We start from the raw sequence: 15,385 nt of genomic DNA on the forward strand, positions 1-15,385 counted from the left end.
TTCGGATCACCCTCCCATCAAAGCGGGGGAAATTCCACGAACGGCACCGCCACTTCGAGAAGGCTGAGTCCACCGTGGATCAGGTGGGGAAACCCGCCCTGGACCTTCCATTTGCGCTGCCCCATAACTACATGGAAGTTGTTTTCGGTTAGCACTACCGGTGGCATGGACCTGGCCGGCCACGGCCCGGAGGCCACGCTGTAGCGGGAGGCACCAAAAGTACCTCGTAACGCTTCGACTACCTCCGGGTCGGTTTCCTCGCTAGAAAACAGCCGGCTTTCGGCGTACCCGTGGTCGGCCGTAATGACTAGCTTTCTTCCTTGCCGCAGGCGATCCACAAAGGCCCAGAAACCCTCGCTCCGTAGAACCCTCGAAGCTTCTCTGGCGATTTGTTCGGGTGAGTTTCTGTACACATGGATAAGATCGTCCAGCCAAGTATGCCAGATAAAGACATTTGGCGCGGCCGGGACGTACGCCGCGCTATCCTCAAAGGGTATGCTGAGGACATGGGTGAAGACCGGCCCGTCACGGAATACGAAGCTTGCGGGGGCGCCGTTATTCTCCAACCGGTGACGGGCCGGCACCCCCAGGGCCACAGCAAACTGGTCGGTGTCCGAGGGTACTTCGGATCCCGTTACTCTTATCTTTGTTGGCGAGAGGCCACGGGCCTGGGCTCCCTCCAAGAGCGGGGTAAGCTGCCTTAAGGAAAAGGCGTCCAGGATAAGCACAGCCCGGCCGAGTGACGTAGGCGCGGACCACCACTGACGCAGCGCTTCAGAAGTCCGTAGAGCCTCCCTCTGGTACGCCACCCAAAGTTCCCACGCACTCTCCGCAAGCAGGCGGTCTGCAGCCACGGTTTGGTGGTGAAGCTCTGTAGGCGCTAGGCCGGCCACGGCCAGGTCTCTGAGCCGCCCGAAGATTGCTTTCCACACCTCTGAAGCTGACGGGGAATCAAAAATTATCTCCACCCAAGGACAGGCGGCCATTGTCTTTCCCTTCTTCCGTATAGGTAACCTCTAGTAAGGCCCGGGCGAAAGATGGTAGTCGCTGGAGGATTTGTTTTACCTGTTGCACCGTAAGGCCGCGGAACTCGAGCTTTACCGTATCCAGGGTGTGCTCGGGTGAAAGACACCATTTCTCAAAGTAACCGCAAAGATTGATTCCGGTGTTCGGCTCTTCGGTCAAACAGGTCTTCTGTATACCTGAGGGCCTCGTTCCAACAGCAGCCCCAGCAACAGCGGGCGACAACTGGGTGACCTGACCAGGGGGTAGGGGGGCCGTCTCTCTGATTACCAATGCTTCCTGCTCCGGTGATATGGTCGCGGTTCCGGCCGACGGCGCCGTTACCGTTGCCCCGCCTACTGAGGAAGGGAGCCCTAATTGTACCGCGCGGATGTCCAGCCCGGAGCAAAACGCTTTTGAGCGGATGTAGCGCAATGCCTCTTCGTCGTCGGCATGTTCCGGCAGGCGTCCTACCCAGGTGCCGCCGACGTTGACCACCAGCTTGCCCCGGGCCACTGCCTTGAGAATCTCTTCGTAAATCCTGATATCGCCTAAATAGGGAATGGCGTCGCGAGACTCGGCCGGTGGAGGCTCGACCAGCTCGTCGAGGAGCTTGCCCACGAGAAACGATTCTCCGGCCCGCTGAATAAGTAGCTCTTGAAAGGCCTCAGGATCAAAAAGGTCCTCCGTAACCCTCTTTTCAACTGCGGATGGTATCTCCTCACCTTGGGCATTAATGCGCTCCACCTCAAAAATACACTGCTCGGGATTGCGGTAGTCCCAGCGCTTCAGGATCGCGAGACGGTCAAAGCGCCTCTTAAGGGCCTCCCTGAGCGGTTTGTCAAATTCGTCTTTTAGCGCCCTATACTTCGGGTCATCTCTCCAGGCAATGGAGGTAAGATAAGAACACCGGGCGCAAAACAAGAGCTCCACATCTTTATACAGGCCCTTGCTTCCCGCCTCGGGGAGGAGAAAGCGTACGGTATTGCGCCGGGTGGAAACATGCCGGACCAACCACATTCCCAGTTCGGGAATTCTCCCGTCGCTTATCGGGAGTGGATCGGGCACGAGGATAAGTACTGGACGTTCCCAGCGGCCGGGCCTGTCTGCCTCATCAACGTCGGCCCAGGGATCGTTAGCCCAGTCAGGGCCCAAGACAATTACCCTAGAAGGAGGTTCGCGGTCGGCCGGAACAAGAAGATGGCGGAGCGTATTACGAATATGTTCGATATCCTTGCCCGGGTAACGCACCTGCCCCGCCTGGGTGGCCGAACCTGGCTGCCAAAACCTGTCATTCCTCGCCGTTGCCCTCACCCTCGAACGCGGGTTTTCTTCAAGAGCGAACCGCAGCTGGCCCTCCGGGCTTTCCTCCCCGTGGATGTTAATACTGTTCTCTATCAATTGTACGATCTCGCCCTGGAAGGCATTGTCATCGATAGCTTCGTGGCGAGTGATATCCAGGTGGAGTTCCTGGCGCGTGCCGCCCGCGTTTGACCAGGGGGACATGGATCGCACCCACAGCGCGCTCACCAGTTCCCGAGCATGAGGTATCACTGTATTGGTGGCTTTAACGGCCTCTAGGTTCCGTCTGGCAATTTCCCGTAGCCGCTCGTGATGTGCGCTGGCAGATATGGAATCAAGTAGGGATTGGACGCCACAAGAGTCATCGTCAACGAAGAAATCTGCCGGGGTAATAATCGGCACCTCTTCGCCCCTGGCCCGGTACACCTGGGCCAAAATGCGGATGAGGTCCCTGGTCTCCTGAGCGGCCTCAGCCATCAGTATCTGGTCCTCCAAGAGCTCCAGCAGCTCTGGCGAGAAGGGCCAACAGGCTACCACTTCCTCAGCGACGCGCCCGCGCTCGGATTCCGGCAGGTGGGAGAAGAGCAGGCGGTAGCGCTCGGCTGCATAAGGGGCAGTAAGATGCCTGATATCAGAGGTTGGTATGTTCTCCCTGTTTTCAAAAAGACGGTAGAGTACCAATTTCTGCCGATCCTGCTTGGCAGTCGGCCCGCGAAAATCAATAAGAACCGGGCCGACTCTGTGAACCTGGCGAAACGCCTCCGTGTTGTTGTTCAGGACCGAAACCACTAGTATTAAAAGGTCAGGCCGTTCTTTGGAGATCTCGGAAAGGTTTTGAATGAAATTCTCCGCCCAAGTTCTATACTTCCTCCCCTCCGGGCCGGGTTCGTCGCGCAGTCCGTCGAACCATTTCTGGAACTCGTCCAAGATCAAGACTATCGGCTGGGCTGTAAGCATTTCCTCGATGAGTGAGCGCGGGGGATAGGGATGCCCTATTTGCTGAAACTTGCCCCGGAATAGTTCGCCCCTGGGGTGCCGATCGAACAAGAGCTCCCAAAGCAACGGGTATTCTTGATTGTGTACAGGTTCGGAAATAGCGCGAAATCCTCTTTGCAGATGCAAGTTCTGTAGCGCGCCTATGCCCAATCTTTCTCCCCATTCTCTGGCCCAGGCCTCTACGTAGTCTGGCGATTCAATAGCGTGGTGCATGACCGACATTATGTGCGACTTCCCACGTCCCCGGTCACCCAGAAGTACGATCGGGCGGCCGGCACGTTCAACGCTTATCGCCCGCAATGCTGTCACCACATCTGCAGTTGGATAGGTTATGGAAAGTATACGGTCAGGACTTTGCTGAGTGGAACCGGTGTTATCCGGCCTGCGCAGCATAATAGTTGTGCCAGGCATTTGCGGGCCAAGGAATTCGTCTCTGAGCCTAAGGCCTAACATAAAGATTACCCTGCCTTCGATGGTTATTTAAGCGTTCTTTTTCCTAAATTAGCTAATTCCTTGACTTGCTGGCCACTACCGCAACAACCAAAACCAATTGCCCCATGAGTTTTTTAATATGACCGGCGGTAGGATTTGTATTAGTTCGAAAATAGCCTTTTACTTATTTTCATTATTGGTAGCGCCGGACAGCCTAGACGGTTAGTAGGTAATTTCCGCCTCCCTGGCCTCCTGATGAAGCTTCACAAACAAGTTCTGTATACTTTGCGTTGGGCGCGACGGTTATCACCTGGGCTATGCTGGTCAGCAGCAGCTTGGCGTTGAATATCTCGGCCCGGACCCCCGGCTCCTACCCGGTTTCTGGCGGGGAAACCAGACATACACCAGGAGCCGACCGCACTTGTCGCGCTCGTCAACGTCCAGCAACAAGGACAAAGAATGGAAGAAGGGGGCCCGCCGGCGCGGCGCCGCGCGCTAGGACGTTACCCGCGATCCGCCCGGCGGGTCACGCTCACCCCCCCCCTGGGGGTTATTGCTACATAACACGCATGGAGCCAGCAGCATCTCCGGCCCAATTTCTGCACTATTTTGGTATTATTCGCTGCCGTTCAAGAAACTCCTGCATACAGCAGCAGGACTATCTTACGGCGGATAGGCCTCCATTTTGCTCCAAGAACTTGAAAACAGCCTAGACTGAGAAGAAGGGTACTACCAAAATTTCGTTATGTCTCGGACGAGGTTACATGTATCCCTTAATTTATTCTGCAAGTATCCCCCGGCGCAAGGTTGAAGAAATCATTGAGCCGATTATCCGGATTCTGGAACCGACCAGCTCACTATAACGCTCCTTTCCTCAGAAGTTAACGGTGCCGGAAGGCCGTTGATGCGGTTTTCCCAGTAGTGCCGGACCTCAACGCAGCATTCGAGAGAGACCAATTGATAGAAGGGGACGGGAAGGTTTGCCGGGGAGGAAAGCCGGGCTGTCGTTCAACCAGCTCTCGAGTTCCTCCTCACGGACCGGGCGGAGTATTAAATCGGGGGCCAACTACACCTGCTGGGCACCTTTCATTGAAGCGTTGAGCAGTGGGGCCACGAATGTAAAGTCCGCTACGAGTGAGTCCGCCTCACTATTAGTCTAGCAACGGCAACCCGCTCGGCTAGGGTGTCACCGTAGGCGAAGGCACCTGCCTGAGGTAGGCAGGCATCACCGACGGAAGAAACTGGTTTATTAACCACTGTGCGGAACCGTTTAACGCCGTAGTTCGAACGGGATTAATCGGTTCGTATTCCGGAAAGGTGATGTATTATTCAAAAAGGTCATCCTACCGTACTCCTGTAGGATGGCCTTTTTGCATTTCTCTATCTTATAGTTATACGCAAAAAATATTGCCGCGAAATAGGTTCTTGGCATTCAGGCAGATAATACACCAGCTATCGTCAGGGTTAGCAAAGGGAGGTATATTCTCCTTGCTTACTTCTTTCTCTATCTCTCGTGCTTCATATAAGCGACGGTTAGCGTCCTGAATTATAAGGAAATGGTCGTGCATTTTTTTTCATAGGTGGGAGGAGGGGGGCTAATCATCCCCTTCTACCCGATTTAATCTTCTCGTTTGTTATTATTACGCCAGAACGTTTAAAAGAGGGTGCGGTATCGGCGAATAGCTTTAACCAGGGCAATAATGTTTTCTAAAGGAACATCCGAGGTGATATGCTGGGAAGGAGCAATGATATAGCCGCCGCCTTTACCCAAGACTTCAACACAATGACGGACAGTATTATCAACATCCTCGGGGGTTCCAAAGGGCAAAACGCTCTGGGCACCTATGCCGCCATAGAAAGTCAAGTTTTTACCATAACGTTTCTTGAGGTATTCTATGTCCATGGCTTCGGGCTGAACAGGGTGCAAAACGCTAAGCCCCATGTCGACCATATCATCAAGGATAGCCGTTACATCACCGCACGTATGGTGAATGATGGGGATACCGGCTTCCAGGTACACATCCCAAATTCGCTGGAGACGGGGTTTTATCATCTCCCGCCAGAGTTTGGGGGAGAACAGGAGGCCTTTTTGCGCACCGTAGTCATCGCCGGTGCGGGCTCCATCAACACCCAGAGCCACATATCGCCTGGCGACGGCGGCCTGGTAATCGGCTATTTTATCTAATAACTCCTCAGCAAAATCCCGGTTGACCACCATATCGCACATGAAGTTTTCCAGGCCCCTGAGGGCCCAGGCTCGTTCAAACAGTAAGATATTCTGGTAAGAACAGATAAAGTGAGTGCCGCCATACTTTTTAATCGTATCGATGGCGATATCCATCAGGTGTTCGCTATTGGGATCAGGAAGCTGGTAAGATTCCCACTTTTCCATGTCCTTCAAGGGATGAACCCGGAAATTGGCCCCTTCGGCGTGGTTATCCCAGCCGATACCCCATTCATCATAAAGGATGTTCTCCTGGCGGTTGATAGTTGCCCGGTTGCGCTGTTGGCCATAAGGGTCATTCAGGTAAGCATAAATAATATCACTTTCTGTAACATCCAGTAAGCCCTGCTCACCTTGCAGCTCAAAATATTGGGAAAGTTTGTCCAGGGCCGAAGGCGTAAAATCGATCTGAACCGGGTGCATATCTACTTCCTCGTGCTTAATGGTACGGATAATCCTTTCTTTGGGTGTCAGTTTTGCCATGCTATGACCTCCTGAAGGTAATGAGTTGATTATTGCTCGTCAGCGGCCGGGTACATTTCGGTGGAACAAGGGGCTACCAAAACCTCTATGCCCTTTTGCCGGAATTGCTCCAGCACGCGAGGAGAGGTCTGCCAATCCGTTACAATGGTATCGATCTGCTCAACGGGAGCTACAGTTGCCAGAGCTATACTCTCAAATTTGGTATGGTCAGCTACGACTATTACTTTTTTACTGATGGCCACCAGGGCCTTTTTGGCTCCCACTGCCAGCAAGTTGGTGTTCATAGCACCCTTCTCTGGGGTCAGCGAATGGCAACCGATTACGGCCTTGTCACAACGGTAATTGAGCAGAGTCTCTTCCGTTAGAGGCCCCACCAAGGATAGGGTTCTACTCCGTACCATACCGCCGGGCATAACGACCGTTATTTCCTCGCTATCACATTCAGCAAATATCTGGGCAATGGTCAGCGATGGCGTCACTACAGTCAGGGGCCGGGTGTTCACCAGTAATCGCGCCAATTGTGTGGTGGTAGTACCGGCATCCAGGGCCACAATATCGCCCGGATTAATCAATTTGGCGGCTACCTGGGCAATAGCCTTTTTCTCCGGCAGGCATACTTCCAGACGTTTGCTATAGTGAGGCTCATAGCCCACCCGTTGCAGCTCTACGGCGCCACCATAGGTACGCAGCAGGTAGTTTTCTTGCTCTAACCGTTCAAGATCGCGCCGGACGGTGGCCGGGGAAACCTGCAAGAGCTCCGTCAGTTCATTAACAGAAACGGAACCCTTTTGCTGCAAAAGTTCAAGGATCTTTTGCTGGCGTTTGCCCAAAGGCATTTAGCAGACCTCCGTTTTATTATTATAAAGCTGACTAAATTGTAGCATAACTGATTGAAATATGCAAGAGAGTGATAAAAACGCAAGATGATTGACAATTAAATATTGACACCAAGATTCGAATGGCGCTATAATCTCGTTAGCCAGACTGGTTGGAGTTGTCATTAAACGCAACAAAAGCCCCAAAAATATGATAGTTCCACTCGAACAATAGGCACTAGCTCATTAAATAGAGCAACTCAATTTGCGTACCAATTAAAAGTTGCGTTTAAAATGTGCAGATAACCCCGCCTAATTGAGTTACTATTAAAATAACCCATCCGGATTTATGGAAACGACAGGACCCCCATGAGTTTAATCTACTGCCTAAAGGGAAGGGGTGATGCTGGTAGTTTAAAAGGAGGTTGGGCAGGGGGGTTATTTGCTTAAGCCAGTACAAATTATTCACCACTTTATGAAGGAGGCACATCCATGAGGAAAAAGACTGTAAGCATATTACTGGCTATGGCGCTATTGCTAACATGGTTACTTACAGCTTGCGGTAGCAAGCAAGACAACAATTCCGGCGCTCAAAAAAGCGGAGATCAGGGGAACAAGGATAAAATCGTTATTCGGGTCGGTTACATTACTCCGCCCAATAGTTCGGCGGACAAAGGTGCCAAGAAATTTAAAGAACTAGTCGAAAAACGAAGCAACGGCCGCGTTGAAGTCCAGGTGTTCCCCTCAGCTCAGCTTGGCGGCGAACAGGATATGTTGAACCTCATCCAGATGGGCAGCCTGGAAATGGAGATTACCGGTGACGGTCCTATTAATGTTTTCCTGCCGCAATATGGTGCCATGACTATGCCCTTTGTCTTCCGCGATTCTGATCACATGAAGAAAGTGCTGGATGGGCCTATCGGTGAAGAAATCAGCCAAGCCCTGATTAAAGCGAAGGGCAGCCGGATTATTGACTGGTGGGTTAGGGGACCGCGCTACCTGACGGCCAACAAAGAAATCAAAACACCGGAGGATCTCAAAGGTGTTAAGCTGAGGGTGCCGGAGATGCAGGTTTACATTCAAACGTGGAACCGCTTAGGCGCCAGTGCTACCCCGATGGCCTTCTCGGAAGTCTATTCCGCCTTGCAACAGAAAGTTATCGATGCCCAGGAAAACCCCCTAGACCTAATCTATACCTCCAGCTTCTTTGAAGTACAGAAATATCTGATGAAGACAGCCCACGTTTATGGACCTTATCTGGTGGTCATTGGTGAACAGTTCTATCAGAAGTTACCCGAGGACCTGAAAAAGATCGTGACCGACAGTATCAAGGAAGCAGGCGAGTATGTAAAGCAGGAAACCCTGGCCGAACAGGATAAGTTGTTCAAGGAACTGCAAGCTAAGGGCATGACTATAGTTGATGTTGATCGCAAGTTGTTCATGGACAAACTCCAGGGCTTGCCCCAGGAACTGGAGAAGAAACTAAACTGGAAACCGGGTCTGTACCAGCAGATTGTGGACGTAAAGTAATAACAAACTAAAGCTAACCAACCGGGGGCAGAGCACGAGTCTGCCCCCGGACGCAAAATCCCCGGGGAGAGGTGGAACTTTGAGCAAGATTACCAAGGTGCTGGACGACGTCTTAAGGGTAGTCATTATTTGTCTGTCGGCCGGTATGGTGACAGTTATCTTCCTCCAGGTGCTTACCAGATATTTTTTCCAGTTGCCCCTTTCTTGGTCAGAAGAGTTAGCCCGTTACCTTTTTACTTGGGTAACATTCCTTGGTGCCGCTGTGGGAGTGGGTAAAAAGAGCCACATCGTCATTGACTTTGTTACCAATTTAATCCCTTCCAGGTATAAAGCCGCCCATGAACTGCTCATAAGCGTTATCACGGCGCTTTATATCGTGATTATCGGTTATTCCAGCTACAAACTTTTGCCGATGGTGGCCACCAGCATTACACCGGCGCTCCAGCTACCCTATACCTACGTTTACGCTTCCCTTCCGGTAGGCAGTCTCATCATGATTATTTATTTGCTGGACAACGTGTTAAAGGATGTAGCCAAACTCCGGGAGGGGAAAAAATGTTAAGCATAATGATTGCCTCCTTCCTTGTATTATTGGTTATTGGGGTACCGATGGCCTTTGCCCTGGTGCTGGCCTCGGCAATGTATGTAGCCACTGGCGGTAATATTCCGTTGCCGTCGTTTCCCCAGCGAATGGTAGCCAGTGTGGACTCCTTCACCTTTATGGCCATCCCTTTCTTCCTTTTAGCTGGTGAACTCATGAATCACGGCGGTTTAACTAAGCGCCTGGTGCAGTTTGCCAATGGCCTGGTGGGGTGGGTGCGCGGTGGGCTAGCTTATGTGACCATCGTGGTGAACATGATTATGGCCGGCATGTCTGGATCGGCTCTGGCGGATGCGGCCGCTACCGGGAGCGTATTAATTCCCGCTATGGAAAGAACCGGCTTTGAAAAAGGCTTCGCTTCAGCTGTCGTGGCTGCAGCAGGGACCATTGGTCCGGTAATTCCCCCGAGCATCCCCTTTGTTGTTTATGCTGGCATTGCCGGAGTTTCAGTTGGCAAAATGTTTTTGGCCGGGGCCTTGCCGGGGATCGCTATGGGACTATTTATGATGGTAGCGGTCTATATCATTGCCAGCAAACGTAATTACCCCCGTGAACGACGCCAGAGTTTTAAGGAAATACTGGTAGGTTTAAAGGACGCTGTCTTGGCCCTGATTATGCCGCTGATTATCCTGGTAACCATCCTAACGGGAATGACTACGCCGACGGAAGGGGCCGTTATAGCTGTAGTCTACTCTTTATTTGTTGCTACCGTCGTCTACCGAGAAGTCAACCTGAGATCTTTGGGTGAAATTCTTTACCGTACGGCAATAAACAGCGCCATTGTCATGTTTATCGTCTCGGCTGCCAGCCAGTTCGGTTGGGTTCTGGGCCGGGAGCAGGTGCCCATTAAGCTACAGATGCTGGTCAGCAGCCTAACGACCAACCCGCTAATGGTGCTATTACTTATTAATATTTTGCTGTTATTTCTGGGCTGTTTCATGGAAGGCACATCGATCATCATCATCCTAACCCCCGTACTCTTGCCGATGCTGCAAAGCTTCAACATTAATTTGATCCATTTCGGGGTTGTCTTAGTGCTAAATATGATGATCGGTCTGCTCACTCCACCGGTAGGGATGAACCTCTTTGTCGTTTCCAAGGTGGCTAACGTCCAGCTAACAGAGATCGTTAAAGAACTGGTGCCGTTTATTATAGCTTTGCTGGTTACCTTGGTCCTGGTGACTTATGTACCTAAGTTTTCTTTATGGCTGCCTTCCCTAATTATTGGCAATTAACTAAAGCTGAAAATTTTTTCACAGCAAGGTCTTGCGCGATTTAATCACAAAGGTTTATACTATCCCCAGGAAGGTGATAGAATGAATCACGAAGAAGCGCAATTAGCGCAAGAACTGATTGAGACATGCCACCGGCTCTATCAGATGGGGCTGGTGTCCAGCACCGGTGGAAACGTCAGCATCCGGTGCGCCGACGGGCTGCTGATTACACCAACCGGTTGTTCCCTGGGGACGGTCAAGGCCGAAGAACTGGTAAAGCTGAGTCTGAACGGCGAGGTTTTGAGCGCTGGCAAGCCCTCCAAGGAATGGGCCTTTCATACAGGGATCATGAAAAAATGGACGGAAGTGAACGCCGTTATCCACGTCCATCCCACCTATGCTGTAGCCATAGCCTGCAGGCAAGACCTCTGTTTTGCTGACGCTATGCCAGCCTACACCCCGGGCTATGCCCTCAAAGTCGGGACACTGCCGGTGGTGCCCTATATGTCCCCCGGTTCCCCCGAACTGGCGGCTACCCTGTTGGAGCTACTGGAGGGGCATAAGGCCGTGCTGATGCAAAACCATGGAGTTACAGCCATTGGTAAAAACCTGGAAGACGCCTACAATATTATTGAAGAGATCGAAGAAAATGCCCATCTTTGCTTGATCCTGGGCGACAAAGGCCGGCCGCTTACCGAGGGAGAGTTGAGCCAACTGCGCTACCGCCTAAAAGGGGCCAAATCGGCTTAAGTAAAATACATCTTAGCAAGGGGAGAAACCGATATGGACGGAACAATGCGGGCCCTGTGCTTTAACAGTCCGGGTAACATGGAATTAATTACAGCACCTATTCCCGAAATAAATGCCGGTGAGCTACTGGTCAAAGTTCACTTCGCCGGGGTTTGTGGTACAGACCTGCGCATTTTTCGCGGCACAAAGGTAATTAAAGGTCCCCGTATCATCGGTCACGAGTTTGCCGGCGTAGTTGCCGAAGTAGGCGCTGGCGTTAGCGAGTTCCAGGTAGGCGACCGCGTCGTGGTCTACCCGGTCATTGCCTGCGGCCGATGCTATGCCTGCCAGGCCGGGCGACCTAACATCTGCCTCAACCGGGTGACTATCGGTTATGAACTAGATGGCGGGTTTGCCGAATACGTCCGCATCCCAGCGGAGGCAATTAAAGGTGGCAACGTCATCCACCTGCCGGAGGGAGTGAGCTTTAAAGAAGGAGCGGCCTCTGAACCTGTCACGGCGGCCCTCCACGGAGTCCTGCGTTCCGGGCTTGGTCCTGGTCAGACAGTAGCTATCTTTGGCGCCGGTCCCATCGGTCTCTATCACGTCCAACTGGCCCGCTGGAAAGGGGCCAGCAAGATAGCCGTTTCCGAGCCTCAGGCCCACCGACAGGCCATGGCCCAGAAATTTGGCGCCGACGTGGTGGCGGCTCCCGAAGAGGCCCATGACGCCATTATGGGCATGACTGCCGGTGAAGGCGTTGATGTCGCTTTCATCGATGTAGGCATACCGGCGATTATCGATCAGGCCTTGGGGGCTATGAAAAAGGGCGGCACCTGTGTACTCTTTGCCGGCTGTCCGGTAGGCAGCAAGGCTGAAATCGATCCCAACGTCATTCATTACCGGGAAATAAACTTCATAGGTTCTTCCGCCTCGACGCCCAATAACTTAAAGACCGTCCTGGAGTTGGTGGCTACGGGTAAGCTTAACCTGAAGGATACCATTGCCAACGTATTACCCCTGGAGCAATGGCAAGAAGCCTTTTTAATGAAAGAGAATTTCTCCGGATTTAAGACTTTACTAGAACCTTAGGTTTAATAGAGAGAAAAGACTTACACGTAATTGAGGAACCCCTGTCCGGGGTTCTTCAATTAACCCGTGGGGGCAGTGTGGTGCTCATCATTAATAAAAAAGAGACCTGTGTCATGGGGATCGACATCGGGGGAACCGGGTGTAAGGTTACACTTTTCAATCGCCAGGGAAACCCGGTGGCCAGTAGCTATCAAGACTACCCTCTTTTATTTCCCCGGCCCGGTTGGGTGGAAGCGAGCCCGGAAACCTGGTGGGATGCCTGTGTGGCGAACATCCGCAAGGTACTGGAAGCAAAACCCGAAATAACGATTGCAGCTATTGGTATCAGCTGCACCAACGCCCTGGTGACGGTCGATGCAAGTGGCAAGCCCCTCGACAATGCCATCATGCAACTCGACCAGCGATCGGCAGCCCTGGTAGAAGCTATTAAGGAAAAGATCCCCGCTGAGCGGGTAGGCCAGATCACCGGGAACCGGGTAGCTTCCGGCACCTACGCCTTGCCCACGATCCTGTGGTTAAAGCAAAACCGGCCCGAAATAGTAAATCGGCCCCACACTTTCCTGGCCCCGACCGGTTTCATCGTCCGCCGGTTAACCGGCCGGAATACCATAGACTACAGTCGGGCAGCCACCACGATGCTCTTCGATATCCATCATGAGCAGTGGTCCGCAGAAATGATGAAGGCTGTCGACGTGGCTGAGGCAGAACTGCCGGATATTTACGCCCCGGGGGATATTGTCGGGGGTGTGACGGCAGAAGCCGCAGCAGTGACGGGAGTGCCAGCGGGCACGCCCGTGGTGGCGGGTTGTATGGATACGGTAGCCGCCATGTTAGGGGCGGGACTGGGCGACGCTGGGGAAGTCCTGCTCACCCTGGGGACGGTGGGGCGGTTGTCGGTTTCTCTAGAGAAGGATAACTTTGACCAGCGCTTTCTCAACTGCCACCATGGCGTCAAAGGTCGTTGGATATCCATAGCCCTGGTTAATACCGTAGGTGCTGTCTTGAAATGGTACCAGCGCACAACCGTTGACCGGAACGGTAATGTCGACTCCCTGGAATACCTTGATGAGCTGGCCGCCCAGGTACCGGCGGGTTCGGAAGGATTGATCTTTTTGCCCTACCTAGCCGGTGAACGTTCCCCCTTATGGGACCCCGAGGCCCGGGGAGTCCTTTTCGGACTCACCTTACGCCATGGCAAGGGGCATATCTTCCGGGCGATCCTGGAGGGCATAGGTTATGCCCTGCGTTCTAACCTGATAATTCTGGAAAAACTGCTTGGTCAACCGGTAGCCCGTATCAGCTTAGGTGGCGGCGGTGCCAGGAGTAGAATTTGGAGCCAGATCCTCGCCAACATTTTACAGCGGCCCCTTGTAACTCTGAAAGACCCCAATATAGAGCCTCTGGGCTCGGCCTGGCTGGCCGGGAATGCCGTCGGCGCCATTGACTTTAGCCTGAAGGATATTGCCCTGAGGCAACAAGACGAGGTAATCGTACCTACCGATGAGGGCCAAAAAGAATACGAACAGTTGTTTGCAGTCTTCGAAGGGTTATACCGCAACTGTTCCCAGGCCTTTAGCGACGTATCGAGGATGGTTACCTCATACAGCAGGACGTAAAGGCCAGGTGTAAATATTAAAACCCAAGGGACCGCATGGGTTTAAACTTCCGTTAGTGTTCTAGAATGTCAAGGTACAGGTTAACAAAGTCACCAGGAGCCTTGGCGTACGTGCTAATGCAAATAGGGGGAAACTCACATGAATTATATGACCACGGAGGAAAAGCAGGCGTATATTCGCCGGACCTGGGACCTTAAACCGCAGCCAGTGCCACCGTTCATAGTTCGCCCACGCGGTAAGTGGTTTGCTACCAAGGCACGACTCGAAAATACCCAGGCCGATCTTGAAGAGCAACTGGAGGTTCTGGAGAATGATGCCACAGTGGGTGACTTTGCCGTGCCGGCCCTTTATACCGGCGTGGGCATCGGTGTGATCGCCGCTGCCTTCGGCTGCGAAAGTGTACTTGATGAGGTTCAAGACCCCTGGGTTAAGCCCATTGTTAAAGAAGATCCTCGGGCGGTTTACCAGCTTAAACTACCCGATGTCGACCGGGATGGTCTTTACCCCCTGGTCTGGCAACGGATTGAATATTTCCAGCGACAGTCAAAATTACCCCTAAGGGCGTGTAATATCCCTTCACCCTTAACCGTGGCCTCCCAACTCTGGGATTATACCACTTTCTTGACGGCGCTCTATGAAAACCCCCGGGAGATTCACCACACCCTGGAGTTGGCTACCCAGGCTATCATAGATTTTGTTAAAGCCCAGGAACAACGAATCACGAATTTGTTTGGCCTGACCCATGAGGACTGGTATTTTCCCCGCGAGTATGGCATCCGCGTCAGCGATGACGTGCTGGCGGAAATCTCACCGAAGCATTACCGGGAATTCGGCGTGCGATATAATAATAGGATTTCCCGTGCCTTCGGTGGCATTTTAATCCATTCCTGCGGCAACATCGGTCATAACCTCGATGTTTTGCTGGAGGTAGAAGGGCTGCGGGGTGTGGAGTGCAACGTCCCGCAGAACGACCTGGCCTTGCTCAAAGAGAAACTGGCCGGCCGGACGGTACTGTCGTTGCGTTACTGGACCATGGACTGGGTGGGCCAGGACATACCGGAATTAGGGAGTTATACGCGGGAACTGATAGATTTCTATGGCCCCAACGGCCTTTTACTCCTCATGGAAAGCAAAGATCTAAGTGAGGCCAGAGAGCTGGCAGCAGCCCTGCGGCAAGGGATGTAGGTGGCCCTTCCTGTTCTGCAACCACCATCTTGTCTGCCTTTATTCCGGGTGTGGCTCTGTATAAGGAAGCGCTGAAAGTGGTTTTAATCGAACTTTATATTACATACGTTCAGAAAGCGGTGTGGAAGCGGAGAGGAAGCGGAGAGATTCCGACCCGAGCCGTT

At 52.6% G+C, this 15,385-nt stretch carries 11 protein-coding genes; 7 read left to right on the plus strand and 4 right to left on the minus strand.

The genetic code is table 11. The features are described from left to right. Positions 1-17 precede the first annotated feature (17 nt). The 4 genes from AC1BI1_RS02160 to AC1BI1_RS02175 form a co-directional block, all read right to left on the minus strand. Positions 18-986 (minus strand): PglZ domain-containing protein, encoded by a 969-nt coding sequence (locus AC1BI1_RS02160; RefSeq protein ID WP_476715623.1) that lies wholly within the window; start codon positions 984-986, stop codon positions 18-20. Continuing rightward, positions 952-3,753 carry a DUF499 domain-containing protein gene (locus AC1BI1_RS02165; protein WP_476715624.1) on the minus strand — a complete coding sequence of 934 codons (2,802 nt, stop codon included), beginning with the start codon at positions 3,751-3,753 and terminating at the stop codon, positions 952-954. Before AC1BI1_RS02165 ends, AC1BI1_RS02160 begins: the two co-directional genes overlap by 35 nt. Positions 3,754-5,386: 1,633 nt before the next feature. Beyond that, positions 5,387-6,439 carry a uroporphyrinogen decarboxylase family protein gene (locus tag AC1BI1_RS02170; RefSeq protein WP_476715625.1) on the minus strand — a complete coding sequence of 351 codons (1,053 nt, stop codon included), beginning with the start codon at positions 6,437-6,439 and terminating at the stop codon, positions 5,387-5,389. A 29-nt stretch (positions 6,440-6,468) separates the two neighbouring features. After that, positions 6,469-7,275: a DeoR/GlpR family DNA-binding transcription regulator gene (locus tag AC1BI1_RS02175; RefSeq protein ID WP_476715626.1), complete on the minus strand. Its 807-nt coding sequence runs from the start codon at positions 7,273-7,275 to the stop codon at positions 6,469-6,471. Positions 7,276-7,746: 471 nt separating this feature from the next. On the opposite strand from AC1BI1_RS02175, the gene AC1BI1_RS02180 reads away from it, so the two are divergent. The 7 genes from AC1BI1_RS02180 to AC1BI1_RS02210 all read left to right on the plus strand — a co-directional run bounded on the left by AC1BI1_RS02180 (position 7,747) and on the right by AC1BI1_RS02210 (position 15,221). Beyond that, positions 7,747-8,784, plus strand: a complete 1,038-nt coding sequence (locus tag AC1BI1_RS02180; protein WP_476715627.1) for a TRAP transporter substrate-binding protein — start codon at positions 7,747-7,749, stop codon at positions 8,782-8,784. A gap of 79 nt (positions 8,785-8,863) precedes the next feature. Then, complete coding sequence (locus AC1BI1_RS02185) at positions 8,864-9,346, plus strand: TRAP transporter small permease (protein ID WP_476715628.1); 483 nt, start codon at positions 8,864-8,866, stop codon at positions 9,344-9,346. Further along, positions 9,340-10,620, plus strand: a complete 1,281-nt coding sequence (locus tag AC1BI1_RS02190) for a TRAP transporter large permease (protein ID WP_476715629.1) — start codon at positions 9,340-9,342, stop codon at positions 10,618-10,620. Before AC1BI1_RS02185 ends, AC1BI1_RS02190 begins: the two co-directional genes overlap by 7 nt. Positions 10,621-10,701: 81 nt before the next feature. Next, positions 10,702-11,349: a class II aldolase/adducin family protein gene (locus tag AC1BI1_RS02195; RefSeq protein ID WP_476715630.1), complete on the plus strand. Its 648-nt coding sequence runs from the start codon at positions 10,702-10,704 to the stop codon at positions 11,347-11,349. Between the two features lie 33 nt (positions 11,350-11,382). Further along, positions 11,383-12,420: an alcohol dehydrogenase catalytic domain-containing protein gene (locus tag AC1BI1_RS02200; protein ID WP_476715631.1), complete on the plus strand. Its 1,038-nt coding sequence runs from the start codon at positions 11,383-11,385 to the stop codon at positions 12,418-12,420. 80 nt (positions 12,421-12,500) lie between these two features. After that, complete coding sequence (locus tag AC1BI1_RS02205) at positions 12,501-14,036, plus strand: xylulokinase (protein WP_476715632.1); 1,536 nt, start codon at positions 12,501-12,503, stop codon at positions 14,034-14,036. Between the two features lie 138 nt (positions 14,037-14,174). Next, on the plus strand, positions 14,175-15,221 hold the full coding sequence (locus AC1BI1_RS02210) for a uroporphyrinogen decarboxylase family protein (protein ID WP_476715633.1): 1,047 nt from the start codon (positions 14,175-14,177) through the stop codon (positions 15,219-15,221). Positions 15,222-15,385 lie beyond the last annotated feature (164 nt).

The sequence above is a fragment of the Thermanaeromonas sp. DSM 22490 genome (assembly GCF_056378755.1).

What these genes read in the sequence shown, in the direction of transcription:
- AC1BI1_RS02160 (WP_476715623.1), bottom strand. Translation starts at nt 986, where the DNA reads ATGGCCGCCTGTCCTTGGGTGGAGATAATTTTTGATTCCCCGTCAGCT.
- AC1BI1_RS02165 (WP_476715624.1), bottom strand. Translation starts at nt 3,753, where the DNA reads ATGTTAGGCCTTAGGCTCAGAGACGAATTCCTTGGCCCGCAAATGCCT.
- AC1BI1_RS02170 (WP_476715625.1), bottom strand. Translation starts at nt 6,439, where the DNA reads ATGGCAAAACTGACACCCAAAGAAAGGATTATCCGTACCATTAAGCAC.
- AC1BI1_RS02175 (WP_476715626.1), bottom strand. Translation starts at nt 7,275, where the DNA reads ATGCCTTTGGGCAAACGCCAGCAAAAGATCCTTGAACTTTTGCAGCAA.
- AC1BI1_RS02180 (WP_476715627.1), top strand. Translation starts at nt 7,747, where the DNA reads ATGAGGAAAAAGACTGTAAGCATATTACTGGCTATGGCGCTATTGCTA.
- AC1BI1_RS02190 (WP_476715629.1), top strand. Translation starts at nt 9,340, where the DNA reads ATGTTAAGCATAATGATTGCCTCCTTCCTTGTATTATTGGTTATTGGG.
- AC1BI1_RS02195 (WP_476715630.1), top strand. Translation starts at nt 10,702, where the DNA reads ATGAATCACGAAGAAGCGCAATTAGCGCAAGAACTGATTGAGACATGC.
- AC1BI1_RS02200 (WP_476715631.1), top strand. Translation starts at nt 11,383, where the DNA reads ATGGACGGAACAATGCGGGCCCTGTGCTTTAACAGTCCGGGTAACATG.
- AC1BI1_RS02210 (WP_476715633.1), top strand. Translation starts at nt 14,175, where the DNA reads ATGAATTATATGACCACGGAGGAAAAGCAGGCGTATATTCGCCGGACC.